16 protein-coding genes are annotated in these 24,816 nt (G+C 64.4%); 11 read left to right on the forward strand and 5 right to left on the reverse strand.

What is annotated here, in order from left to right; genetic code table 11:
• Positions 1–18 precede the first annotated feature (18 nt).
• On the reverse strand, positions 19–708 hold the full coding sequence (locus R2834_09350; protein MEZ4700523.1) for a hypothetical protein: 690 nt from the start codon (positions 706–708) through the stop codon (positions 19–21).
• 184 nt (positions 709–892) lie between these two features.
• Between R2834_09350 and R2834_09355 the strand changes: the two genes are divergently transcribed.
• Positions 893–2,407 (forward strand): alpha/beta hydrolase, encoded by a 1,515-nt coding sequence (locus R2834_09355; GenBank protein MEZ4700524.1) that lies wholly within the window; start codon positions 893–895, stop codon positions 2,405–2,407.
• Positions 2,408–2,419: 12 nt separating this feature from the next.
• On the opposite strand, the gene R2834_09360 is transcribed toward R2834_09355, so the two are convergent.
• The 3 genes from R2834_09360 to R2834_09370 all read right to left on the reverse strand — a co-directional run bounded on the left by R2834_09360 (position 2,420) and on the right by R2834_09370 (position 9,172).
• Positions 2,420–3,139, reverse strand: coding sequence for a mechanosensitive ion channel (locus R2834_09360; GenBank protein ID MEZ4700525.1), 720 nt, complete (start codon positions 3,137–3,139; stop codon positions 2,420–2,422).
• A complete protein-coding gene (locus R2834_09365; GenBank protein ID MEZ4700526.1) occupies positions 3,136–8,220 on the reverse strand; it encodes a hypothetical protein in 5,085 nt (1,694 codons plus the stop codon). Before R2834_09365 ends, R2834_09360 begins: the two co-directional genes overlap by 4 nt.
• A 109-nt stretch (positions 8,221–8,329) precedes the next feature.
• The gene (locus R2834_09370; protein MEZ4700527.1) at positions 8,330–9,172 is read right to left on the reverse strand and encodes a sterol desaturase family protein; all 843 of its coding nucleotides are present in this window, start codon (positions 9,170–9,172) and stop codon (positions 8,330–8,332) included.
• Between the two features lie 594 nt (positions 9,173–9,766).
• On the opposite strand from R2834_09370, the gene R2834_09375 reads away from it, so the two are divergent.
• The 10 genes from R2834_09375 to R2834_09420 all read left to right on the forward strand — a co-directional run bounded on the left by R2834_09375 (position 9,767) and on the right by R2834_09420 (position 22,917).
• Positions 9,767–10,474 (forward strand): carbonic anhydrase family protein, encoded by a 708-nt coding sequence (locus R2834_09375; GenBank protein ID MEZ4700528.1) that lies wholly within the window; start codon positions 9,767–9,769, stop codon positions 10,472–10,474.
• A gap of 176 nt (positions 10,475–10,650) precedes the next feature.
• Complete coding sequence (locus R2834_09380) at positions 10,651–11,724, forward strand: hypothetical protein (GenBank protein MEZ4700529.1); 1,074 nt, start codon at positions 10,651–10,653, stop codon at positions 11,722–11,724.
• Between the two features lie 111 nt (positions 11,725–11,835).
• Positions 11,836–12,495 carry a carbonate dehydratase gene (gene can / locus R2834_09385; protein ID MEZ4700530.1) on the forward strand — a complete coding sequence of 220 codons (660 nt, stop codon included), beginning with the start codon at positions 11,836–11,838 and terminating at the stop codon, positions 12,493–12,495.
• A gap of 61 nt (positions 12,496–12,556) precedes the next feature.
• Positions 12,557–14,266, forward strand: a complete 1,710-nt coding sequence (locus R2834_09390) for a Na/Pi cotransporter family protein (GenBank protein MEZ4700531.1) — start codon at positions 12,557–12,559, stop codon at positions 14,264–14,266.
• Between the two features lie 158 nt (positions 14,267–14,424).
• Positions 14,425–15,024: a HupE/UreJ family protein gene (locus R2834_09395; protein ID MEZ4700532.1), complete on the forward strand. Its 600-nt coding sequence runs from the start codon at positions 14,425–14,427 to the stop codon at positions 15,022–15,024.
• 119 nt (positions 15,025–15,143) lie between these two features.
• The gene (locus tag R2834_09400) at positions 15,144–17,276 is read left to right on the forward strand and encodes a M1 family metallopeptidase (GenBank protein MEZ4700533.1); all 2,133 of its coding nucleotides are present in this window, start codon (positions 15,144–15,146) and stop codon (positions 17,274–17,276) included.
• A gap of 8 nt (positions 17,277–17,284) precedes the next feature.
• A complete protein-coding gene (locus R2834_09405) occupies positions 17,285–17,812 on the forward strand; it encodes a DUF6702 family protein (GenBank protein ID MEZ4700534.1) in 528 nt (175 codons plus the stop codon).
• 38 nt (positions 17,813–17,850) lie between these two features.
• Positions 17,851–19,686 (forward strand): GAF domain-containing sensor histidine kinase, encoded by a 1,836-nt coding sequence (locus R2834_09410; GenBank protein ID MEZ4700535.1) that lies wholly within the window; start codon positions 17,851–17,853, stop codon positions 19,684–19,686.
• A 242-nt stretch (positions 19,687–19,928) separates the two neighbouring features.
• Complete coding sequence (locus R2834_09415; protein ID MEZ4700536.1) at positions 19,929–21,326, forward strand: FAD-dependent oxidoreductase; 1,398 nt, start codon at positions 19,929–19,931, stop codon at positions 21,324–21,326.
• A gap of 97 nt (positions 21,327–21,423) precedes the next feature.
• Positions 21,424–22,917 carry a sulfatase gene (locus R2834_09420; protein MEZ4700537.1) on the forward strand — a complete coding sequence of 498 codons (1,494 nt, stop codon included), beginning with the start codon at positions 21,424–21,426 and terminating at the stop codon, positions 22,915–22,917.
• Here the strand turns inward: R2834_09420 and R2834_09425 are convergent.
• A complete protein-coding gene (locus R2834_09425; protein MEZ4700538.1) occupies positions 22,914–24,509 on the reverse strand; it encodes a DEAD/DEAH box helicase in 1,596 nt (531 codons plus the stop codon). The genes R2834_09420 and R2834_09425 overlap by 4 nt on opposite strands.
• Positions 24,510–24,816 lie beyond the last annotated feature (307 nt).

Consider the following 24,816-nt stretch of genomic DNA (forward strand, 5'->3'; position numbering starts at 1 on the left):
TCGAGGAGGCGGCGTCGATCATCGCCTCATGCGGTACAGATCCCGTTGCAGCCGGCGCGTGATGCGGTCGGCGCTGAACTCGGCCAGCTGCTCGAGTGCGACGGTCATCTCCTCGACGGAGAGACCGGACAGGGCGGCTGCGGTGATGATGTTGCGCAGACCGGAATGCGGACCGAAGAGGAGCGGCGAGATGGGCTCCGTTTCTTCGAACTCTGTTTCCCAGATGAGCCGGCCGCCGCGACGGTCGATCAGCAGCGCCTCGGCCTCGATCTTGAAATAGGCGCCGGCATCCCACGCCTCGGCGTCAATCCCGTAGGAACGGATCCGGACATCCAGCAGAAAATCGGCGTCCGCGATGGCGTCGACCGGATCGGCATTCAGATAGGACGCGCTGCGCTCGTGGATCCGGTCGTGCAGGATCGCGGCGACATCGATGCACTGGTTCGCGCTGTCCATGCGCACCCGCGCCCGCTCCGCCTCGGCCTCCTTGATGAGGGCCGTGCCCAGCTTGACGAACAGACCCAGCGGTCGGCGTCGGTCGTAAAAGAAGAAGTCGCTGGTGAACACGCCGGGCCGGCTCGGAATGATGGTTTGGACGGCCAGCGAACCGCCGCTAAAATCGTACTCGGCCAGACGGTTCGTGTGGTGGCAGCCTGCACCGAGGAGCAGCGCCAGCACAAGGGATGCGTAGATGGGCGAACTTTTCATGACGGGCCTCGCGGATTGCGTCGAAGGCCAACGTAGGTTCGGCTGACGAAAAAAGACGACAGGCCGGCGGCCGGCATCGGGTAGGACCCGTCCTTACCCGGGGTGTCGAGCTTTTCCCGATTGGCGTCGCGTGTGGCGACTTCTTATATATCCGGCAACCCTGGCAACCCAGCTCGATCGACCCATGGCCCGCGCACTCGGTATCCTGATCTTTTACGCCCGCGAATCTGACGCACACGTACGCCGCGTGCTGGCACTGAACGACGCCCTCGTTCGGGCCGATCTGGACGCACACGCCGTACCGGTTGGCACGGACGCGCGTCCCGTCACCGTCCAAGGAGACTTTGACTGGATCCTGCTCGTATGGTCGGCCGGCCTCGCGGAGCGGTTCGAGGCCGACATCGCACCAACCCTGGCGCGGTCGCAGGTGGGCGTCCTTTTTCTGGATCCGGGCGACGACGTCCCGCTCCCGCCGGCGTTGCAGAGCGCGCCGAACATGGTGGTCGACTCAGACGCCGCGATCGCGCAGTTGATCGAGAACCTCGACGCGCGGCCGGCCATGATCGAGCCCGAGGAACCGGAGTCGGCCCAACCGCCTCCTCCTCCGGCGCCGCGTCCACCGTCACCATCGCCGGCCCCGGCGACGCGCGGACCCGGTGAAGATGTGGGAGCGTCCACGGGGGACGAGGAGCTGGAGATGTCGGGCGCGGAGCCGCCGCCGGACGGGGTCGTCTACCCGGTCTGGTTCGGCACCAACCGGAAACCGCGAACGGACAGGCCCGGCTTCACCGGTGAACGATGGGGCGAAACGACCACGGGCCGCGTCGATGTCTTCATCCCCGAGACACACCGCTTCGGGGAGACCGGCACCGCGTTCTGGAAACGCCTGCTCCGGTTCGACCTGCGGGACGACCACCTCCGCATCCAGGAGATCGTGACGCTGGACCGCGATACGTTCTACGACGAGGTGCGCGGTGCACTGGACGACGCCGGCGACGAGCCCCAGGCGCTCCTGTTCATCCACGGATTCAACGTCACCTTCGACGAAGCGGCCATCCGCGCCGCCCAGATCGGGTTCGACCTCAAGGTGCAGGGTCCGACGGCGTTTTTCAGCTGGCCGTCCCGGGGCGACGTCAAGGCCTACTCCGCCGACGAAGCCAGCATCGAGGCGAGCGAAAAGGCCATCACCGATTTCCTGGTCGAGTTCGCCGGAAAATGCCAGGGCGCCCGGATCCATATCATCGCGCACAGCATGGGCAACCGCGGCCTGCTCCGCGCGCTCCAGCGGATCGCCGGCAACGCCGAAACCCGCGGCAAGGTGCGCTTCGACCAGATCTTCCTCGCGGCGCCGGACGTCGACCGCGACCTGTTCGTCCAGCTCGCCTACCTCTACCCGGAGCACGCCGGACGCACCACACTCTATACGTCCGACGGCGACCTGCCGGTGTACCTCTCGGGCATCCTGCACGACGCGCCCCGCGCCGGCTACTACATGCCCTACACTATCGCGCCGGGGGTGGATACGGTGGCGGTGCCCGATTTCGATGTCGACCTGCTCGGCCATTCCTACTTCGCCCAGGCCGAAGCGCTGCTGTACGACATCCACGCGCTGATGCAACAGGACGCGCCTCCGACGAGCCGGCAGCGTCTTACGACGGCGCAGGATCAGGGAAAACCGTTCTGGAAACTGAACCGGTGACCGGGCGTGGCGTTAGTGCGGTTCGAGCTGCCGACGGACCGAGCGCTCCAGATCGGTGGCGTAGGCTTCGTCCAGGCAGAACGTCGTCACCTCGAACCGGTGCACGTGCTCCTTCACTTCGATGTAGTGCACGTACGGCTCGCGGCGCGGCGAGGACCAGAACGCCGTGAGCGCTGCGGAGCGAATCCGGGAGGTAAGCACCGCGACGGATTCGGTCGCTGGCAGTTCGAGGATAAACGTGTGGGCTCGGGCGGATTGCGACCGGTCGGCCGTCGTCAGGGCCGCCTTGCCCAGCTGGCTGTACGGCAGGCGGATGCGCAGACCGGCGTCTGTTTCCAGCTCCATAGTCCGATACCCCAGCGAGGCGATAAACCCGGCCGCCTGGGCTGTCTCAACCCACTGCCCCGGTGTATAGGCGTTTTCGGAACGCAGGATGATCCCGCTCACTAGATCCCGCACGGCGAACCAGCCGGCGCCGAACAGCCCCAGCACGATCGCGCCCGATGCCCACCAGAACGCCTCGCTGTCCTCCGGCGTCAGCAGCCACACGCACCAGAGCACAAAGCCGACGAAGGCGGCTGTCTCCAGCGCCGGCAACAGGCGGTCGAGCCGTTCGCGCATCGCCGGCCGGAGCCGAACGACGCGGAGCCCCTTGCGGGCCAGCAGCAGGACGGTCAGTACGATAACGATCGCAACGACGTGCGACACATCGAGAAACAGCGATTGGATCATCCGAGCAACCTCCGTTCGACACAGGCGCGGGTGAGATGCGGCAATAAAAAGCGATCGATGGCGAGCACGCCCTGCTCGCGTTCAACGACCCACCCGAGCCGCTGCAGCGCGTGCATTTCATGCCGCAGCAGCGTCTCGTCCAGCGAACTGATGCGGTGCAGCCGCTCGCCGGTGAGCGTGCCGTGCAGCAGCAAATGGACGACGATCGCCCTCTGGATCGGGGACAGCGTGTCGACGACTGACGCGTCTGGCGGGGACAGCGGCGCTACGGCGATCCCTTCTGCCCCGACCCGGTCGATGGCGACGATCCATGCGTGCAGCGCCGCGCCCACGTTGCCACGGGCATAATCGAAGAGGCTGGTGAACAGGCGGGCGAGCGTCCAGGCGGATACCCGATCCTCGGGCTCGCCGTCGATGGTGAAGGTCATGCCGGCCGAGCGATGGCGCAGCAGGATGACGTTCTTGATCTGTTCGGCATTCGACGGCGAACGGGTGACGATATCCAGAAACAGACCCGAAACCGGGTGGATGCGGTCGATCAGCTTGAACGCATGCACATTGGCGTTGATCAAAAAGAAGCACTGGCGGCCATAGCGTTCCATCCACCCGGCGATCAGGGCGAGCGCCGCCGTGCCGTCCGGACTCCGCTCCCACCACCGTTCGAGGTCATTGAGGATGAGCACGCTCTGCGCCGGCAGCTGCGCGAACCCCTCCTCGAGCGTGCCGGCGATCCCGAGGGCGCGCTTCAGCTCGCGTTCGAGGATGACCGGATCGCACGTCCCGCCGGGGACCGGATTGAGATGGAAGATGGCGTCGCGTTTGAAATAGGTCTGCGCCACCAGCTGGCACAGGGCGGTCTTGCCCGAATACGCCTCCCCGAGCACCAGCAGGCCGCCGTGTACCCCGCGCGTCCAACGGTCGACCGCCTGATGCGCCCGTTCGATCTGAGGCTCGGCGCCCACCCAGAATTCCTGGGTGATGTTGGGGAGATCGAGAAACAGTTGCCGGTAGTAGAGCGGCAGGCCGCGCATGACCGTCGCGTCCGGCGATACGGCATCCACCAGCCGGAGGCCTTCGTGGGCGGCTGCGCCCAGGTACGGATCGGCTTCCTGGAGCTGCCGGGCGAAGAGCACGCCCTCGCTGCGGCTGTAGAGCAGGCGGACGAGCCCGTCGCGGACCATGTGATGCGCGCGCTCCCACGTGGCGCGAAAACGCGACTGGATCTGCCGGCCGGTGTGCCCGCGCACGTAGCGCTGCAGATCCCCTTCGGTGCGCGTGATGGTGTACGGATTGAGCTGCTGGACAGCCGTATCCAGGCGCGAGCCGATCAACGCGACCAGCCCGTCGCTCTCGTGCTCCAGCTGGGTCAATTGCGCCTGAAGCCGCTCTAGCCCTTTCTGGAGCAGCGGGTTTACGGCGGCTTCCACCTCGCCGGCATCGGTCAGTCCGGGTTCCTCATCCACATGAAAGGACACCAGCCGCATCACATCCTGCGCGATGGCGAACAGGCGCTGGGCCTTCCCCGGCCAATCGGCGAGTTCGTCGTTGATCGGACCGAGCAGTTCCATCTCCACAATGTAGTCCACAACGCGGCGCAGGGACACCGTGATGATATCGACATCGTCGAGCGGGCGATCGACAAGCAGTTGCACGGCCTGTTCGGAGAGGGTGCGGACCGACTCCGGCAACTCCTCGACGGCCGCGCGAACATCGGCCACGAATTGCTGGTGGATACCTTTCAGATCAAACGTCGCCGGCACCGAGAACGCCGGCCGGATCCGCGTTCCCGCATCCGATCGCAGGGACGCCAGCGCGGCATGCACCTCCTTCTCCATATCGCGAACGGGCCGCGCGAGGTTGTTCTGGAGCGAAAGCGCCACTTCCTCCTGGTACCGCTGCGCGATGGTCCGAAGCCGCATCTGAAACGAGATCAACTGGATGCCCAGCGCGGCGCGCGTCATGAGCAGACGCTGGTTTTCTTCCCAGTGACGCGGCGCATCGAGCAGGGCGGCGGAGAGGCGGTCCTGCTCCGCCCGGTCGCGCTGCTGCCGGCCGGATCCGGTATGCACTTCCGAAGCGATATCCTGAACGAGTTCACGCGCGCCGAGCCGCAGGGCCTCCTGAATCCGGCGGTGCTGCTGCTGGTATCCGCCGAGAAGGTCGCTCCACGCGGACTGGATGTGATCCTGCTCCGCGCTCAGCGCGGCAACGGCGTCCCCTTCCTCGATGCGCAGCGCAACCCGGTGCAGCGCGTCGAACGCGTTCTGGAGCAGCACGAGGGTCTGCTCCGAGAACGCATGCACTGCCCTGCCGGTCTCTTCCACCTGCTTGAGGATAAGACGCTGGAGCGCTTCCGTACCGCGCGCCTCGACGAGGTCTCGAAAGGGAATGACGACGGTCCGTGAACGGTTCGTCAGTCGCTCGATCAGGGAGGGATGTTCGCCCGCCGGCAGGCGATCAACCGGGCGCTGCAACTCTTCCGGAGTCTGACGGACCAGATTGCGAACCAGCGATCGCTCTTTCACGAGGGCGGTTTCGAGCAGCCGCTGCTGGATGGGAAGCTGTTCCTCCATGAAGCTTGCCAGCTCGTCCCGCAGGTGAAACGCGAGTGAGGCCTGGGTTCGCTGGATCGTTCGCCGGGCGCGTGGACGGTCCTGCTTGTCGAGGCCCCGGGCGAGCGCCTCGAGCGACCGTTTGATCGCACCGCTCACCGAGACGCCGAGGTCGCGGTGCATCTCTCCGATCGCGGCCAGCGCCGGGTCCGCCAGCTCGCTGGTGATCGCTTCGATCCCGTCGCCGGCATGTTGGACCGCCCAGCGCAGCGTCTCATCTTCCGGCAACTGCAGCGCCGGCAGTTCGGTGACGGCCGGCGGAAGCGCCTTCGCCTCATCCACCCCACGGGGCGAGGTATCGATGCCCACCGACAGGTCGTTGAAGAACGTGGAGGCGCGCACGAGCAGCACCGTACCCAGCCGTTCGAGCAGCCGGTCGGCGTCTTCCATATAGGCCGACGCGTTTTGCGTCGACAGCGCCGGCATGCCGATAATGGTCAGATCGCTCTTCGCGGATTCGTATCCGATGATCTCGTGGATCGGCTTCCGGCCCACGACATTGTTGATCACCTGCGCGCGGCCCTGGATGCGGAACGACTCCAGGATGCCGTCCATCCGGCTCTGGATGGCGTTGCTGTACGCCGTGTCCCCCTCGTTGATCACCAGAAAGCGGATGCTCGCGCCGGCCCAGGTATCCGAACTGGTCAGGAAACGGATCAGCGCCAGCGTGAGCGAAATGTTATTGTTGCCGCCGCGCCACCACACGTCAATCGTCTGCTGCGCACCGTAGCCCCGCTCGCGGTCGATATCCAGCAACAGCAGGTTCAGATCGAGTTCGGCGTACCGGCGCAACAGCGCGACGAAGCGCTCCGGATCCCGACTGTTGCCGGCCCACCCCATGATCACCGCGTTGGGTTCGACGCCGGAAAAGCCGTGGTAGGTCGCGATGGCCTCCATCGCCTCGTACGCATCGGGGCATTCGAGCCGGCGGGAGAAGATGCCGGCCTCCACCTCCGCCTGGTCGTCGAGCACCTGCGAAACGCGGGGTTTTAGGCGATCGGACTGCGCATTGACGACCAGATCGAAGTTTGAGAGCAAGCCGCGCCGGTGTACCAGCCACGTCGCCAGCGCCATCATCGGGTCGCGCGCGTGCGTGCCGAAGCTGAACAGCAAGATGTTCGGTCGCCAGTTCCGTTCGTGCACGTCGCTGCGGGCGAGGCGCTGCAGGCCGGCACGCAGCAGCGAGGACCAGAACCCTTCCCACGTATCTCCGCTCTCCAGGGTGAGCTCCTTCCGCTTCAGGTACAGGAACACCAGCCCCAGCAGCACCGACGCGCCGATCATCGCGACGAAATCCAGCTGGATCATCACGACAAAACAGGCCAGGGCGCCGAGCAGACTGACGACACGGGGGATCCTGAAGTCCGGCCGGAAGTCCGGGCTCGCCCAGCTTTCGATGTAGCAGCTAAGGTTGAGGAAGCCGTACGTCGTGATGAAGAACATCGACACGATGCGCGCGATGACATCGAGTTCGCCGATGAGGATGCCGGCCTCCGCGATGATGAACGTCAGGATGAGGGCGTTGCGCGGTTCGTTTTCCTTCCCATAGCCGGCCGCAAAAAATTTGTGCACCACCCGGTCCGACGCCGTCGCCTGCAGGATGCGCGGCGCGCCGAGGATGCTGCCCAGCGCCGAGCTGATCGTCGCCCCCCAGATACCCGCCACGACCGCCGGCGCGAACAGTGCCATATCCAGCAGCACGTTCGGGTTGTTGATCAGCTGGTCCGCGCTCACGGTGAACGAGAAGTAGGCGGCCAGACCGATGTAGACGACCAGACCAACGCCGATCGCCCAGATCGTGCCCGAGGGGATGGACTTCTTCGCATCCTGGAGATCGCCGGACATCGAGACGCCGGCCTCGAACCCCGTCACCGCCGGGAAAAAGATGCCGAAGAGTACGATAAACGGCGCCGCGGTGGGCAGGCTATCGAGGAGCGGCGCCGCCGGCGCGAAGTCGTGCTGGCCGAAGAAGATGGACAGCAGCGAGAGCACGATGGCGGCCATGATGAAGAATTGCATCTTCAGCGCCAGCGCCGTGCTGATCAGCGTCACGGCCGTGACCACGACCAGGGTAATGCTGCCGGCAAACCGGATCGCATTCTTCGAGACCTCCCACCCCCAGTAGCTCAGAAAGCTCTCTGAAAACCCGATGACGTACAGGCTCACGCTGAACGAAAGGCCGACGAACAGCGCCAGCCCCAGCGTCCCGCCGATCGGCAGACCCAGGCTCCGCGAGAGCATGTAGTAGGTCCCGCCAGCCTGGACTTTTTTGTCGGTGGCGATCGACGCCACGCTCAACCCGGTGGCTACGGAGATGAGGTGCGCGACGAGGATGATGCCGACGGTCGTCCACAACCCCGCCTGCCCCACGATCGAGGGCAGGCGCAGGTACATAATGACGCCGAGGATGGTCAGAATCGAGGGCGTAAAGACACCGCCGAAGGTGCCGAATTTCTTTGCGGTTGGCATATTCGCGAGGCGCTTTCAATGCCCCGACCCGGGGAAATCCGGACGGGCGCGTGCATCATAATAGCGTTTTCCGAAACGGAAAGGCGCGGCGCCCCGGATGCGCGTCCGCCTACAGCGTCTCTTCCTCCGGGTACGCCTTCTTTTCGCGATACGGCATGAACGGGATCCGGAGCAAGGTGCCGACGCGGCCGGCTTCCGGCTCCGCCATGTGCGTGTCCACCCCGTACACCAGCCGGCGGTTATCCGCCGTCCTGAAGGTCCCGAACAGCCGGTCCCAGAAGCTGAAGATGTTGCCGAAGTTCGAGTCGGTGTAGGGCATCCGGTAGTGATGGTGGACCCGGTGCATGTTCGGCGTGCAGAACACTGTCACGAGCGCGTTGTCGAGCCAGGCCGGCATGCGTACGTTGGCGTGGTTGAACTGGGTCAGCACCACCGACATCGTCTGGTACATAAACACCATCCACATCGGCGCGCCGACGATAAACACCGCCAGGGTGGTGAACACGAACCGGAACACGCTCTCGCCGGGATGATGCCGGTTCGCCGTCGTGGTGTCGACGTGCTGGTCCGTGTGGTGCACCAGATGGAAACGCCACATCCATTTCACGCGATGCTCCACATAGTGCACGAGCCACGCCCCGATGAGGTCGAGCAACAGGATGCCCACCAGGGTGAAGAGCCAGAGCGGCATCGCGACCCACTGGATCAGCCCGAACCCGTTCGCCACCACCCAGTCCGACGACTTCACCAGCAAAAACGCCATCGAAAAATTGACGACGATGGTGGTGAGGGTAAAAAACAGGTTGACGCCGGCGTGCCGCCATTTCCGGTAATCGGCGGCAAAAAGCGGCGCCGCGCTCTCGATCAGCCAGAAGACCGTCAGCCCGCCCACCAGGAACAGCGTCCGATGGGACGTGGGCATGTTGGCGAAGTAGTCAACGATCGATTCCATGTGTATTTATGTCAACTTACAGGCGTCTCGTCGCGGTGTCGTCCATGCACGCCCCGCCCGAATACACGGTGCGGCGTGACGGCCCACGGCGAGAGGCCACAAAATCGTACAAGACGCCGAAAAAACGGAAACCTGGGCGAACGGTATTCCGTTTAGGACGGCATCCACGGTTATCTAGACTCAATCTAAATCAACACTCGGTTATCCAGGCACAAAAATGAGCGCCCGCTTGTTTGTCGATACTACCGATTCCCGTGCACATCACCAATCCTTTCGCTGCTTCGTGCGCGGCTGGCTTTTCCTGCTGACCCCGTTCGAACGCCTGGCGCGCCGATAGCCCCCGCGCGCTAACCCTCCTCCTCGCACGCCCGTTGCCGATGTCCGCCTGACGCGCCATCCCGGCTTCCGGCGTCGCTCGTAGCCTTCCCCTTGCTCTCGGACACCCGCCGTTGCGCTCCAGCGCGACGCACGGGCCGGGAAACGTCTATCCACGCGTTACAACCAACGGCACCGCTGTATGGGTGAGGTATACCCTGTCGCAGCGTCGGAGGGGTACGCGTGGCTGCTCACCAACCAACCAACCAACCCATACCGATGAAAAACCTGTATCTCTCCCGTACCCTGCTGTTCTCAGGCCTTCTGGCATTGACGCTGGCGACGACCGCTTGCGCGCAGCGCGTGCCGGCGCTCACCCATGCGGCCCAGGCAGAGATATCACCTGCCGAGGCGCTCGACATGCTGAAGGAAGGCAACGCGCGTTTTACGTCCGGCAAGATGCTGGACCGCGACCTGAAAGCGCAGGTGTCGCAAACCGCGGCGGGCCAGTACCCCTACGCGGTCGTGCTCGGCTGCATCGACTCGCGCGTGCCGCCTGAAATCGTCTTCGATCAGGGGATCGGCGACATCTTCGCACCGCGCATCGCCGGCAATTTCGTCAATACCGACATCCTCGGAAGCATGGAGTTCGCCACCAGAGTGGCCGGCTCTAAAATCATCGTGGTGCTCGGTCATACGGAATGCGGCGCCGTGAAAGGGGCGTGCGACCATGTCGAACTGGGCAACCTCACCCATACCCTGAGCAACATTTCGCCCGCCGTTTACGCGGTGGAGGAGGTGATCGGAGACCGAACCTCAAAAAACAAGGCGTTCGTGGACCAGGTGGCGCACATGAACGTACGCATGACCGTGCAGAACATCCTGGACCGGAGCCCGGTCATGAAGGACCTGGTTGACCGCGGCGAATTGCTCGTCGTCGGCGCCATGCACGATGTCAGCACGGGCAAGGTTACCTTTATGGATTGACATCGGTTGATCGGGGATGACGCCATGGCCGGCGCGGTTCGGCCATGGCGTCTCGATCATCGCCGGCCCGGGAACGACCGGTATTTCGGGCGCACACGACCAGACCATACACGTTTTCTCACGATTCCATGCACATAGTAGCCGATAAAAAACGACGCGTCTTTCCAGCACCACTCATGGCACTCGGATGCCTCCTCGCCGGCGCCCTCTGCGCCCTGCCCGCCAACGCCCAGAAGGCGGTTGATCTCCAGTGGGGGATGGCCATCCAGCCTCGCTTCAGCTACGGACTCGATGCCGGCGACGACACCGAAAGCGCCGGCTTCGGCATTCGGCGCGCGCGCCTGCGCACGGTGATGACCTACGAACAGAAGGCCGGCCTGCATTTCGACGCCGACTTCGCCGGCGGGACTGCCGGCGTCGTCGATCTGTTCGCCTTTTACCGGATGTCGCCCAATGTCCGGCTCCGGCTCGGCTACCTCGCCGGCCCGCAGCCCCGCGCGTACATCCCGACCGGTTTCCCGTTCATCGACGGGATCGACCGCGCGGCGATCGCCGAACGATGGGCTCAGTCCACCATCGGCGGTTCGGGGCGCGACTTCGGGATGGAGGTACAGTACGACGACCGCCGCACCCGGCTCGCGGCATTTGTCCATAACGGCGACGGCAACATCGCGCGCGCCAACCTGCGCCGGGGCATTGCGGGGCTCTCCGCAACCGGAGGCGCAACGACCCGGGGCATCGCCGTCAGCGGATCGGCCAGCCACGCGATCCAGGGCCTCGCGGGGCTCGAGGTGGGCGGTTTCGCCGGCTACAATGCCTCCAGAAATCCCAATACGGCCGCGACGTCCGGTGATCCAGGCCGCGATTATGCCACCTATTCGGCCCACGTCTACTGGGGCGCGATCCCCGGCAGCCAGCCCGTGCGGATGAAGGCGGAGATCCTCGGCATCCAGTATGCCGCCGCCGGCGGCGCGCCTTCGCAGCAGGCGCTCGGGGTGGCCTTCACCGGGGCCGCGCGCCTGGTCGAAGGCAGCGAGCTGGTCGCCAGCTACGAACAGTACGCCGGCGACACCGATGCCGACTCGGATCGCTACGTGCTGGCCGGCATCACATTCAGCCCGAGCGCGCGCCGGGGCCTTGCGTACGGCCAGGAGCGGTTCACGCTGGCCTATCTGTATGGCGCGCCGGCCGGCGTCAGCGCCAGCGCGCAACACATGGTGGTGCTCCAATTCCAGTTTGCCCTCTGGTAAGGCCGCGCATTTCTTGTCGTTCCCGGTGGGGAGTGGTAGATTTGCTGCCATCGTCGGAGCATCTTCCCGCGCTCCCTGCCCGGGATCGACCGGCGGCCTTACCAGGAATACATGCGTACGCTCAAGAAGCTTTTCGAAAACAATCGTTCCTGGGCCCGTGAGGTCCATTTCAACGATCCGTACTTCTTCGACAAGCTGGCCACCCAGCAATCGCCGGAATACCTCTGGATCGGATGCGCGGACAGCCGCGTGCCGGCCAACCAGATCGTCCACCTCCTACCCGGCGAGCTGTTCGTCCATCGCAACATCGCCAACATGGTGATCCACACGGATCTCAACTGCCTCTCGGTCATGCAGTATGCGGTGGACGTGCTGGGGGTGAAACACATCATCGTGTGCGGCCACTACGGCTGCGGCGGTGTGCGCGCCGCGCTGGACAACCGCCGGCTTGGCCTGATCGACAACTGGCTGCGGCACATCCAGGATGTGATGTACAAACACGAGGAGCAGCTCAACGAGATGGAGGACTACACGGCGCGGTTCGACCGATTGTGCGAACTCAATGTCATCGAGCAGATGCTGAACGTCTGCCAGACGACCGTCGTCCAGGAAGCGTGGGAGCGAAAGCAGGACCTCTCGATTCACGGGTGGATCTATCGCCTCACGGACGGGCTGCTGCGCGACCTGTCGGTCTGCGCCACCAACCAGGCCGAGGTGATCGAGGTCTACCGGGGTGCGCTCGCCAAAAGCCCGGCGGTCCCCCAGCCCTGACATCCCCTCCGCTCTCCCTGGAATCCCGCGCAGCGCCTCCGGCTGATGTGCCTCGCCGTTCATGAACACCCACGCCACGCTCGACCTTTTCCCCCTCATCACCGGGCTCGCCGGCGGGTTGGCGCTGTTTCTGTTCGGGATGGACCTGATGACCACGGCGCTGAAGGTCATGGCCGGCGGGCGGATGAAGGCGATGCTCGGCCGCTTCACGACAAACCGGTTCAAGGCTGTCTTCGCCGGCGCCATGGTCACCGCCATCGTGCAGTCGTCGTCGGTCACCACGGTCCTCCTCATCGGCTTCATCTCGGCCGGCCTGATGTCGCTCAGCCAGTCGATCGGCGTCATCATGGGCGCCAACATCGGCACGACCCTCACGGCCCAGATCATCGCGTTCAAGGTGACGTCCTACGCGCTCATCCTGATCGCCGTCGGGTTCGGGATGACGTTCGTGAAGCAGGGCGATCGCTGGCAGGGCTACGGGCGCCTCGTGCTGGGCCTCGGGCTGATTTTTTTCGGGATGGATCTGATGAGCGACGCGACGCAGCCGCTGCGCCAGTTCGAGCCGTTCATCGCGGCGATGCAACGGATGAGCAACCCGTTTCTGGCCCTGGCCGCGAGCGCGCTCTTCACGGCGCTGATCCAGAGTTCGTCGGCCACGACCGGCGTCGTGATCGTGCTGGCGAGCCAGGGGCTCGTCACGCTGGAGGCCGGCATCGCGCTGGCGTTCGGGGCCAACGTGGGCACGTGCGCCACCGCCCTGCTGGCCTCCCTGGGCAAACCGCGTGAGGCGCTGCAGGCGGCCTTCGTCCACACCCTTTTCAACGTCGCCGGCGTGCTGATTTGGATCGGGTTCGTCGATCAACTCGCGTGGATGGTGCGCGCCGTTTCGCCGGCCTCCGACGCGCTCACCGGCATGGCGCGCCTCGCCGCGGAGACGCCGCGCCAGATCGCCAACGCGCATACGCTGTTTAATGTGGCCAATACGCTGCTGTTTATCGGCTTCACGAAGCCCATCGCCCGGCTCGTGCGGCGCATCGTGCCGGACCGGCCGGCGCCGGGCGCGCCGGAGGTTCAACCTCGCTACCTCGATCCCGAGCTGCTCTCGACGCCGGCGCTCGCCCTCGATCGGGTCCGGATGGAGCTGCGCCGCATCGGGGAGCGGGCCTACGACATGGTGTCGCGCGCGCTCTCGACCACCCTGCGCGGCGACCGCGCCGCCCTCCACGAACTGGCCCGGCGCGACGAAGAAATCGACGCACTCCACGAAGCCATCGTCACCTACCTCGGCCACCTGAGCAAGAAGCGGCTGCTCAGCGCGGAGACGGAGATGCTGTACGACTACATCGCCGCCGCCAACAACATCGAGAACATCGGCGACCTCGTCGAGACCAGCATCGTCGGCGCCGGCATGGAGCGGATTGAGGCCGGCGTGACGGTCAGCGCCGCGACGGAAGAAGCGCTGGCCGCGCTGCACCGACGCGTCTGCGAGACGGTGCAGATGGCGCTCGAAGCGCTCGACGCGACCAACCTCGACCTCGCGCGCCAGGTGATCGAGGCCAAGCCGGAAATCAACCGGCTGGCGGATCGAATCGAGCACCATCTCGTAAATCGGCTCACGGCGGACGGATCAGACCGCATCGCCCACTACCGCCTGGAGACCGAACTCACCCAGTACCTCAAGCGGGTATACTATTTTGCGAAACGGATCGCCAAAGCGCTGGTCGAGGAAAACGTCGCCGGCTCCCGCGAGGAGCCCGTCGACGCGGCATGACCCGCGCTGAGCGGCTACCCAGGTGCTGTCTGAAAAATCTTTCAGACAGAACCGTACCCTGAACGTGATTCAGGATCCAACGCTGTATAGCGGTTTTTTTTTTGGATGCTCCGGAACGACCCGGACGATTTTTCAGACACGGCCTAGAACGAACCGCCATGGAATCATCCTTCACCCTCTTTCTCCGGCTGGGTGTCGAACACATCTCGGATCTGAAAGGATACGATCATATGCTGTTCATCACCGCGCTGTGCGCCGTGTATCAGTTCGCCCAGTGGAAACACCTCCTGTGGCTGGTCACGGCGTTCACGATCGGGCACTCGATCACCCTCGCGCTCGCCACGCTGGACGTCATCACGATCAACAGCGGCCTCGTCGAATTCCTGATCCCGGTGACCATCTTCGTCACCAGCCTGGTCAACATCGTCCTCGAGATCCGGGGGAAACACACCCGCAAGGCCGAGCAGCAGAGCGAATATGCGAAATACGCCCTCGCGCTTGGTTTCGGGCTCATCCACGGGATGGGCTTCTCCAACTTTCTGCGCGCGATGCTGGGCGGTGAGGAGAGCATCGTCGCGCCGCTTTTCGCCTTCAACATCGGGCTGGAGATCGGGCAGATCATGATCCTGGCCGTGGTGCTCGTGCTTTCGACGACCATGGTGCGCGTGGTCGGCCTGGCGCAACGGGACTGGTCGCTGATCCTGTCGGGCGGCACCGCCGGCGCGGCGTTGCTCATGATCGTCAATGCCCTCGGATAACGTGCCCCCCCGCCGCGCCGCCAATTGCGGAGCCGCGGCAACGAAATCATCACATCCCCGTACTATCTGCGATGCCTGCGGGCCTCTCTATTTTGTCTCCCATACAGCCTTACAGCGACATGTATTCTCGCATCACTCTCGCGCGCGTCCTCACCGTCGCGCTGATCGCGTCCTTCTGGATGCCCGCCACGACCGCCGCGCAAAACTGGCGCAACGTCGATGGAGACGTCCGTAGCCAGAACCACTCCATGTTCCGGACGCTCGATCAATGGCCGGACCCCACCACCTCGCGCACGGCAGCCGGCTTCCCGGGCCGCGACTACTGGCAGCAGCGCGCCGATTACCGCATCGAGGCGGCGCTCGACACGGTCTCCCAGAGCCTCCGCGGTTCGGAGCGCATCACCTACCACAACAACTCGCCGGACGAGCTCGACTTCCTGTGGGTCCAGCTCGACCAGAACGTCCGCTCCATCGAGCACAGCCGCACCTATCAGATCGAGGACGCCCTGCCGGACAGCATTCCGCCGCGCTTCCGGCAGTTCTTCAATCCCGATCATTTCGACGGAGGCTACACGATTTCCCGCGTCCAGCTCGTCGACGCCGGCGGCAAGCTGAAGGATGCGCACCACGTCATCCGCAACACGATCATGCGCGTGGACCTCGACAAGCCGCTGGCCTCCGGAGAAACGGTGCAGTTCGAGATCGACTGGTCCTTCCCCATCCCGGACGACGGCCGCGGGGCGAAGGAACGGGTGAAGGACGGCTGGCTCTACGAAATGGCCCAGTGGTTTCCCCGCATGAGCGTCTATGACGACGTCAACGGCTGGCAGACCGAGCAGTTTTACGGCCAGGGCGAGTTCTACCTGAACTTCGGCAACTACGACGTGAAGCTGACCGTGCCGTGGAACCACATCGTCGAGGCCACCGGCATGCTTCAGAATCCCGAAGAGGTGCTGACCAAGACGCAGCGCGACCGCCTCGAAAAGGCGTATCAGAGCCAGGAGCCCGTATTCATCGTGCGGCCGGAGGAGGTCATGACCCCCGAAAGCCGGCCCAAGCAGCGCGGCACGCTGACGTGGCACTTCAAGGCCGAGAACGTGCGCGACTTCGCCTGGGTGTCGTCGAAGACCTATGTGTGGGACGCCGCCGGCTACACCTACCGGCCCGGCCAGACGCCCATCCACCTGCACTCGCTCTACCCCCGCGACGCGATGCCGCTGTGGGATAAGGTCTCCACCCGCGCCATCGCCGTCACGATGGAGTCCTACGGCAAGATGTCGCTCGAATACCCCTACCCCAAGGCGGCCAACATCCACGGCCCGGTCTTCGGGATGGAGTATCCGATGATCGCCTTCTGCGGCGCCCGGCCCCAGCCCGACGGCACGTATTCCGACGCCGTGGAACGGGCCCTGATCGGGGTGACCATCCATGAAGTGGGCCACAACTGGTTCCCCATGATCGTCGCCTCCGACGAGCGGAAATGGACCTGGATGGATGAAGGGCTCAACTCCTTCCTCCAGTACTACGGCGAACAGACGTACGCGACCAACTTCAAGAACACGCCGATCTGGACCCAGACGACGGACGGCACCTTCCCCAGCCGGCGCGGCCCCGCGAAGAACATCGTCGACTACATGCGCGACGAGCGGCAGGTGCCGATCATGACGGAGTCGGACATCATCCAGAACAACTTCGGCAACAACGGCTACTCCAAGCCGGCCGCCGGCCTGTTCATGCTGCGTGAACACATCCTCGGCCCCGAGACCTTCGACGACGCGTTCCGCAAGTACTCCGAGAAATGGGCGTTCAAACATCCCCAGCCGGCCGATTTCTTCCGGTCGCTCGAGGAGACCGCCGGCGAAAACCTGTCCTGGTTCTGGCGCGGGTGGTTCTACACGACCTACGCCAACGACCAGGCCATCGCCAGCGTGAGCGAACAGGCTTCCGACGACTTGCTGGGCAACAGCGACCGCGGCCAGCATTACTACCGCATCGAAGTGAAAAACGACGGACAGCTGATCATGCCGGTCGAACTCGAAGTCACCTACGACGACGGCACGACCGAGCGGTTCGACATGCCGGCCGACGTCTGGCGCTCGAATGAGAACAGCTTCAAGAAAGGCTTCTTCTCCAACAAAAAAGTCGCGCGCGTCGTGCTCGACCCCGACGAAGCGTTTGCGGACATCGACCGCGAGGACAACGTCTGGGAAGCGCCGGAAGTGACGCCGCCTGCCGAACAGTCGAACGACTGACGACCCTCATGAAGCACCGCTTCATCCCCCTCCTGCTGACCCTGCTCGCCGGCGGCATCCTGATTGCCGCCGGCCTGCCGGAGTCGCGCCACGAATTCCACGTGTCCTATGCCCGCCTCGCCATCGAAGGCCGGACGGGCATGATGCAGATTCGCCTGTTCAAGGACGACCTGGAATCGGGGCTGCGCCAGCGATTCGACCGCCCGGACCTCACCCTCCGCGCGGACCCGGAAATGGATTCGCTCTTCAGCCTGTACCTGAACGAAAAACTGGTGCTGAGCATGGGCGACGCCGTCGTGAAGGGCGCGCTGGTGTCGAGCGGTGAGGAAATGCAAAACGGCATCCCGGTCTGGTGGTACACGATCATGTACGAAGCGCCGGCGGACTTCTCGACGATGCACATCCAGCATGACGTCTTGCTGGAGATGTTCGAGGATCAGAAAAACGTCTTCCGCGTCAAGCATTTTCCAAGCGAACAGGAATGGTCGCTTTACTTTGTCGCGGGCGACTCGGATTATGATCTTTCGCTCGGCTAAATCTACCGCAGCCCCACCGACGTCCGACCGGTTTTCGCATGCCTGCACCACAGGGTCCGCCACCCAGCCTACGCGCCAACGCCCTCGATCCGAAGGCGCTTGAAGCCCAGCTGCTGACCGAGCGGAAAAAGCTGGTGCTCGTGCAGGAAGTGGGACGCGCCCTGTCTTCCGGCATCGACCTGGAAGCGCTCCTCGAACTCATCATGGAGAACATCACGCTCCTGATGGAAGCCGATCGGAGCACGCTCTATATCCTCTCCGACGACCGCACGTCCCTCTGGTCGCGGCTGGCCCAGGGCGATGAGGCGATGAAAATCCAGCTGAAGGTGGGCGAAGGCATCGCCGGCTGGGTGGTGGCTACCGGCGAGACGCTCAACATCCCGGATGCGTACAACGACGCGCGGTTTCAGCCGGCCTTCGACAAAAAGACGGGGTATCGGACGCAGACCATCCTCTGCATGCCGATGCACAACCACGAGGGCGATACGATCGGCGCCGTCCAGGTGCTCAACAAGCGCGACGGCACGTTCGACGCCGGCGACGAATCCCTCCTCGGCGCGCTGGCCAGCCAGGCCGCCATCGCCATCGAGAACACGAAGCTCAACGAGTCGCTCGTCAACAAGAACATCGCCCTCTCGCGCGCGCAGCGCGAACTGGAACAGCGAAGCCGCGAAATCAACGTGCTCTATGCGATCGAACGCGAGATGCACGCCGCGCACGACCTCGACGAACTGCTCGACCGCATCCTGAAGGAAGCCATCGCCGCCGTGGGCGCCGAGGCCGGCTCCGTCGCCCTCCGCTCCCGCACCCAGGGCGACCTCCGTTTCCACACGACGGCCGGCGAGCATGAGGACCGCGTCATCCGGCAACGCATCCCGATGGGCGTGGGCATCATCGGATGGGTGGCGGCGCGCGGCGAACCGGCCCTCGTCAACGACCCCGAAAACGACGACCGGGTGGCGCACGCGTTTGCCGATGAAGTCGGCGCCCGCCCCCGCAACCTCCTCTGCGTCCCGCTCATCCTGGGGGACGAGACGGTCGGGGCCCTGGAGCTGATGGACAAGAAGGAGCCTACGACCCGCGAGGACGGCGCGTGCAAGGGGTTCGACGAGGACGACCAGAGGCTGCTGCAGCTCATCGCCGGCCAGGCCTCCCGCTCGATCCAGCTCGCGCGCGCTAAAATGGACCGGGAAAACGAAAACCGGCTCGCCACCATCGGGCAGATGATGGCCGGCGTCATGCACGATCTGAAGACGCCCATGACTATCGTGTCGTGGTACGCCGAACTGATGGTCGAACTCGAGGCGTCGGAAAAACGGCGCGAATACACCGAGCTGATCAAACGGCAGTTCGACCTCATGAACGGCATGACCCGCGAGGTGCTGGCCTTCGCCCGGGGCGAAAGCCGGCTGCTGATCCGCAAGGTTTTCCTCGCCCGGTTTCTGGACGAGGTCACCTCGCACCTGCGCCACGAACTGGCCGGCAAGGGGATCGAGATCACGATCGAGGCGAATTACAACGGCATCGCCTATTTCGACGAGCACAAGATCATGCGCGTCATCCACAACCTCGCCCGCAACGCCGCCGAGGCCATGCCGGCCGGCGGTCGCTTCTGCATCCGCACCAACGCCGACGAAAAGCACATCCATGTGGAGCTCTGCGACAACGGACCCGGCATACCGGAAAGTATCCTGAGCCGGCTGTTCACCCCCTTCGCCACCGCCGGCAAAAAGGGCGGGACCGGGCTCGGCCTCGCCATCGTCAAAAAGATCGTCGACGACCACGAAGGCGTCATCACCTGCACGTCAACACCCAGCGAAGGCACCCGCTTCCTCATCCGCCTCCCCCGCCGTGAAGACCCGCAAGCGGGATGATGGGGAATGCCCATCGCAACATCCACAGTGAACAATGAGGATGGAAGGGGCGCGTTATCGCCGGGCGGCATCCCGTCCGGTTCACCTACCCGACGCCGGTTGAACGGAAGCGGTCCAGCGCGTGCGAACCTTTCCGTGCTGGCCCTGCATTTTGCATTTTGCATTTTGCTTTCCTTTACAAAGTCCCCTCTTGCCCGTTAGTTTGCCGGTAGTGTCGTTCCCGCCTTTCGTTATTACCCTTTATGGCATCCGTAGGTACTTCCGATCACCCCCTGCGCGTCGCGATCGTCGGCGCCGGCCCCGCCGGCTTTTACGCCGCGGCGCACCTCCTCAAGCAGCCTGACCTCGCCGTCGAAGTGGATTTGTTCGACCGGCTGCCGACCCCGTTCGGCCTCGTGCGCGGAGGTGTCGCCCCCGATCACCAGAAGATCAAGTCCGTCACCCGTCAGTACGACAAGACGGCGCAGGACCCGCGTTTCCGGTTCTTCGGCAACGTGTCCCTCGGTCAGGATGTGACCGTGGAAGACCTCCGGACGTACTACCACATGATCTGCTACACGACGGGCACCCAGACCGACCGCAGCCTCGGCATCCCCGGCGAAGACCTCGCCGGCAGCCATTCGGCCACGGCGTTCGTCGCCTGGTACAACGGGCACCCCGATTTTCGCGACCTGACGTTCGACCTCTCCCGGGAGCGCGTCGCCGTGGTCGGGGTGGGCAACGTGGCCGTCGATGTCGCGCGCATCTTGTGCCGCACGCCGGCCGAGCTTGAGCAGACGGATATCGCCGACTACGCGCTGGAGGCGCTCCGCCACAGCAAGGTCCGGGAAGTGGTCATGCTGGGCCGGCGCGGGCCGGCGCAGGCGGCCTTCACCAATCCGGAGGTCAAGGAGCTGGGCGAGATGGAGGATGCGGACGCGTACACGCTGCTCGACGAGGTGACGCTCGACCCGCTCAGCAAGGCCGAGCTCGAAAAGAACCCCGACCGCACGATCGAGCGGAAGATCGAAATCCTCCAGGAGCTGGCCGCGGATCGGCCGCATACCAAATCGAAAAAACTCGTCATCCGATTCCTGGTGTCGCCCACGGAGATCCTGGGGGACGAACACGGGCATGTCCGCGCGATCCGGCTGGAGAAAAACGAACTGTACGAAGACAACCGGGGCGGCGTCCGCCCCCGGGGCACCGGGGAGATCGAGGAGATGCCGGTCGGTCTCGTATTCCGCTCCGTCGGCTACAAAGGCTTGCCGCTCCCGGGCATCCCGTTCAACGAGAAGGCCGGCCTGATCAACAATGTCAGCGGCCGCGTGGTCGATACGGCCGGGAAGCCGGTGATCGGCGAATACACCGCCGGCTGGATCAAGCGCGGTCCGAGCGGGGTGATCGGCACGAACAAGGCCTGCGCCGTGGACACCGTCGAGCTCATGCTTGCCGACGCGGCCGCCGGCACCTGCCTCGCGCCGGCGCACCCCACCGCCGCCGAAGCCGAAGCCTTTGTCCGCAGCCGGCAGCCCAACGTGTTCACCTACGCCGACTGGCTGAGGCTCGACGCCCTCGAATCCGAAAAAGGGCAGGCGCTGGGCCGTCCGCGCGTCAAGTTCACGGATATCGACGCCATGGTGGCCGCCGTCCTGCGCTGACGCGCACCCGATCCGCCAACCGGATCTCACGTACGTCGACGGGCATGTTGAGCCGGCCTGTTGTCGATCTGCTCCCCCCATCAACGCAGGTGCAGCCATGCCCCGTTATGCCGTCTTCGTCCTCCTCGCCGCCTTCATCGGTTGCGAGTCCACCCCTCCCGAAACGAGCGCCGCGCCCCCTCCCGGGACGCCCAACATCCTGTGGCTGGTCGGCGAAAACATGAAGCTCGACCTCGGCATCTATGGCGCCGGCCAGGTCTATACCCCGCATCTCGACTCGCTGGCCCGCCAGGGCATCCGCTACACCCGCGTGTTCGCCACGTCGCCCGTGTGCGCGCCGAGCCGCTCCGCGTTTATGACGGGGATGTACCAGACAACGACCGACACCCACAACATGCGTTCGCACCGGTCGGACGACTACCGGCTTCCCGATGGCGTCCGCCCGATGACGCATCGCCTCCAGGACGCCGGCTACTTCACCGCGAACATCAAGTACATCGATAGCCTGGAAGTAGGAACCGCCAAGCTGGACCTGAACTTCGTCAACGAAGGCCCCATCTATCAGTCGGACGACTGGTCGGCGTTATCCGCCCACCAACCGTTCTTCGCGCAAATCAACATGCCGGAGAGCGAATACGACATCTACGATCGCCAGTCCTGGCGGCACGAACGCGTGAAATGGTACGGGGAGGATCAGCACCCGAAAATCGCCACGCCCGAGAACGTGACGCCGCCCCCGTATTATCCCGATCACCCGGTGGTACGCGAGGAATGGGCGCGCTACCTGAATTCGATTTCCGGGATGGATGTGCGCATCGGCTGGATCCTCGACCGTCTGCGGCGCGACGGCCTGGCCGACAATACGATCATCGTCTTCTTCGGAGACAACGGACGCATGGAGCCCCGCGGCATCCACTGGATGTGGGATACGGGATTGCACGTCCCGATGATCGTCTACTATCCGCCGGGTATGGAGGCCCCGCCGCAATTCACGCGAGGGGGCGTGATCGAGGATGTCGTGAGTCTGCTCGATGTGACCGCGACGACGCTCTGGATGGCCGGCGTCGAAAAACCGCTGAACATGCAGAGCCGCGTCTTCCTCGGGGAGCACCCCGATCCGCCCCGCGCGTTTGCCTTCAGCGCCCGCGACCGGATCGACGAGACGGTGAACCGCATCCGGTCCGTCCGCGAATCCCGCTATCACTACATCCGCAACTACATGCCCGAGATGGGGTTCGCGTCGCTGAACCGGTACAAGGAGAAGTGTTTCATCATCCAGCCGCTCATGCGCGAGATGCTCGCCGCCGGCACCCTGACCGGGCCTCCCCTGGAGCTGATGCAACCATTGCCCTACGAACAGCTCTACGACACGGAAGCCGATCCGCACGAGATCGTGAACCTTGCCGGCTCCAACGACCCGGCGCACCGCGACGCGCTCCTGCGGCTACGCGCGGCGCTCGATACGTGGATACAGGAAACCGGTGACCGTGGCGAATGGCCCGAGCCGGACTCGATCGTGGCGCCCTTCGAACAGGAGATGCACGACTGGTTCGGTACGCCGGCCTGGTATCGGCCGGCGTCTACGCGTTAACGGCGTCCCCCCTGACGGCGCCCTCCGCTGCTCGAACGCCCCCCTCCGGACCGCCCGCCCGAGCGTGACGACTTGCGGCCGCTGCTGGACCACTCTTCTTCCGTGCTTTCACGGCGCGGCGGTTCAGGGACGGGCTCGCGATAGACAAACGGGCCCTGCTCCAGGTCGAGTTCATCGACGAGCATGGCCAGCAGCTCCGGTTCTTCGCCGGCGAGCTGCTGGACGAGCGGAATAAACCGCTCGCCGCGCACGCGGGTAAGGTTCGTCTTCCCGCGCAGATGCGCCTCCAGGCGCTCCCGCATGGCCTCCTGATCGGTCTCGACAAGCTCTTCCGGGGCATCCTCGGGTTCGGCGAGCCGGCCCAGCGAGTGGGCGAGGTAGAGGTCATCCACCAGAATGCTGAGCAGCGTCGGCTTCTCCTGCGCCAGGGCCTCGACGAGCGACACGAACCGGTTGAGGTGCTCCTTTGCGCGGACCGTCTTTTCGCGCATCCGTTCTTCCAGAACGTTGGTCATCCGGTCGGCGACGCGCGCTTCCACGTCTTCGGTGCTCGGTACCGCGTGCTGCTGGGTATCGATCCCGTATTTCTTCGTGATGCGCAGCAGGCTGTTTTTGTCAGTCTGCGTCAGGATCACGATGGCCGTTCCGGTTTTGCCGGCGCGGGCCGTACGTCCGGAGCGATGGATGTAGTACTCGGGGTCCTGCGGCACGTCGTACATGAACACGTGGCTCAGATCCGAAATGTCGATACCGCGCGCGGCCACATCCGTGGCGACGAGATAGCGCAACTCGCCGTTGCGGATGCGATCCATCACCCGCTCACGTGCCCGCTGGTCGAGATCGCCCGAGATCTCGCTGGCATCGTAGCCAAAGTTGCGCAGGAACTTGGACAGATACTCGACATCGCGCTTCGTGTTGGCGAAGATGATGGCCGAGTCCGGATTCTCCATTTCCATGATGCGCACCAGCACCCGATCCTTCTCCATCGGATTGGCGATGTAGTAGCGGTGCTCGATGGCATCGACGCCGACATGGCCGGAGCTGAGCGACAGAAAACCCGGATCGTTCAGAAACTCTTCGGCCAGCGAGCGCACCTTCGGCGGCATCGTGGCGCTGAACATGTAGGAGTTGCGCGAACGGGGCAGGTAGCGGCGGAGCGCCTTCATGGCCGGGTAAAAGCCCATCGACAACATCTCGTCGGCCTCGTCGAGGACGAGCACCTGGAGTTCGTCGAGCGTGAAGGTGCGGCGCTCGAGATGGTCGAGGATACGACCCGGCGTCCCGATGACAACCTGCGCCCCGCCTTTGAGCGAGGCATTCTGCGTCTTGTAGCGGACGCCGCCGTATACGAGCGCGGCCTCGAGGCGATGCTCATCATCGACAAACGCCTGCTGCATGCTTTCAAACTCCTCGTGGATCTGCCGCGCGAGTTCGCGCGTCGGGCAGAGCAGGAGGGCCTGGGTCGTCGCCTTTTCCGGGTCGAGTCGCTCGAAGAGCGGCAGCAGGAAGGCGCCGGTCTTGCCGCTGCCCGTTCTGGACTGGACGATCAGATCGCGTCCGGCCACGAGATACGGGATGGAGAGCTGCTGCACCGGCATGAGCTGGTTCCATCCGGCCGAGGCGACGGCTCGCCGAATAGGCTCGGAAAGCGATTCGATGGTTGCCTGGGGCAGCGGTGGATCCGGTTCCTGGAGAGACGAGGTGGTACGCTGCTCACGGGCTTTTTCCTGAGCTCTCGACGTCAGGTCGATGATCTGGGTAAAAGGTTTACCCGATTCTTCAGAGATCATAAAGTATCAAACTATTCCCCACCCGTTCGACAGGAGGGTACACGATATAGGCGTCTTACTCTCGTTTCAGACGTGCGTTCATTCGTAAGAAGCAGGAGGCCGGCCGGGC

Source organism: Rhodothermales bacterium, from assembly GCA_041391505.1.
In the GTDB taxonomy this organism is placed as follows: Bacteria; Bacteroidota; Rhodothermia; order Rhodothermales; family JAHQVL01; genus JAWKNW01.

What these genes read in the sequence shown, in the direction of transcription:
- R2834_09375 (MEZ4700528.1), top strand. Translation starts at nt 9,767, where the DNA reads ATGAAAAACCTGTATCTCTCCCGTACCCTGCTGTTCTCAGGCCTTCTG.
- R2834_09390 (MEZ4700531.1), top strand. Translation starts at nt 12,557, where the DNA reads ATGAACACCCACGCCACGCTCGACCTTTTCCCCCTCATCACCGGGCTC.
- R2834_09365 (MEZ4700526.1), bottom strand. Translation starts at nt 8,220, where the DNA reads ATGCCAACCGCAAAGAAATTCGGCACCTTCGGCGGTGTCTTTACGCCC.
- R2834_09355 (MEZ4700524.1), top strand. Translation starts at nt 893, where the DNA reads ATGGCCCGCGCACTCGGTATCCTGATCTTTTACGCCCGCGAATCTGAC.
- R2834_09350 (MEZ4700523.1), bottom strand. Translation starts at nt 708, where the DNA reads ATGAAAAGTTCGCCCATCTACGCATCCCTTGTGCTGGCGCTGCTCCTC.
- R2834_09415 (MEZ4700536.1), top strand. Translation starts at nt 19,929, where the DNA reads ATGGCATCCGTAGGTACTTCCGATCACCCCCTGCGCGTCGCGATCGTC.
- R2834_09370 (MEZ4700527.1), bottom strand. Translation starts at nt 9,172, where the DNA reads ATGGAATCGATCGTTGACTACTTCGCCAACATGCCCACGTCCCATCGG.
- R2834_09400 (MEZ4700533.1), top strand. Translation starts at nt 15,144, where the DNA reads ATGTATTCTCGCATCACTCTCGCGCGCGTCCTCACCGTCGCGCTGATC.
- can (MEZ4700530.1), top strand. Translation starts at nt 11,836, where the DNA reads ATGCGTACGCTCAAGAAGCTTTTCGAAAACAATCGTTCCTGGGCCCGT.
- R2834_09360 (MEZ4700525.1), bottom strand. Translation starts at nt 3,139, where the DNA reads ATGATCCAATCGCTGTTTCTCGATGTGTCGCACGTCGTTGCGATCGTT.
- R2834_09395 (MEZ4700532.1), top strand. Translation starts at nt 14,425, where the DNA reads ATGGAATCATCCTTCACCCTCTTTCTCCGGCTGGGTGTCGAACACATC.
- R2834_09380 (MEZ4700529.1), top strand. Translation starts at nt 10,651, where the DNA reads ATGGCACTCGGATGCCTCCTCGCCGGCGCCCTCTGCGCCCTGCCCGCC.
- R2834_09420 (MEZ4700537.1), top strand. Translation starts at nt 21,424, where the DNA reads ATGCCCCGTTATGCCGTCTTCGTCCTCCTCGCCGCCTTCATCGGTTGC.
- R2834_09410 (MEZ4700535.1), top strand. Translation starts at nt 17,851, where the DNA reads ATGCCTGCACCACAGGGTCCGCCACCCAGCCTACGCGCCAACGCCCTC.
- R2834_09405 (MEZ4700534.1), top strand. Translation starts at nt 17,285, where the DNA reads ATGAAGCACCGCTTCATCCCCCTCCTGCTGACCCTGCTCGCCGGCGGC.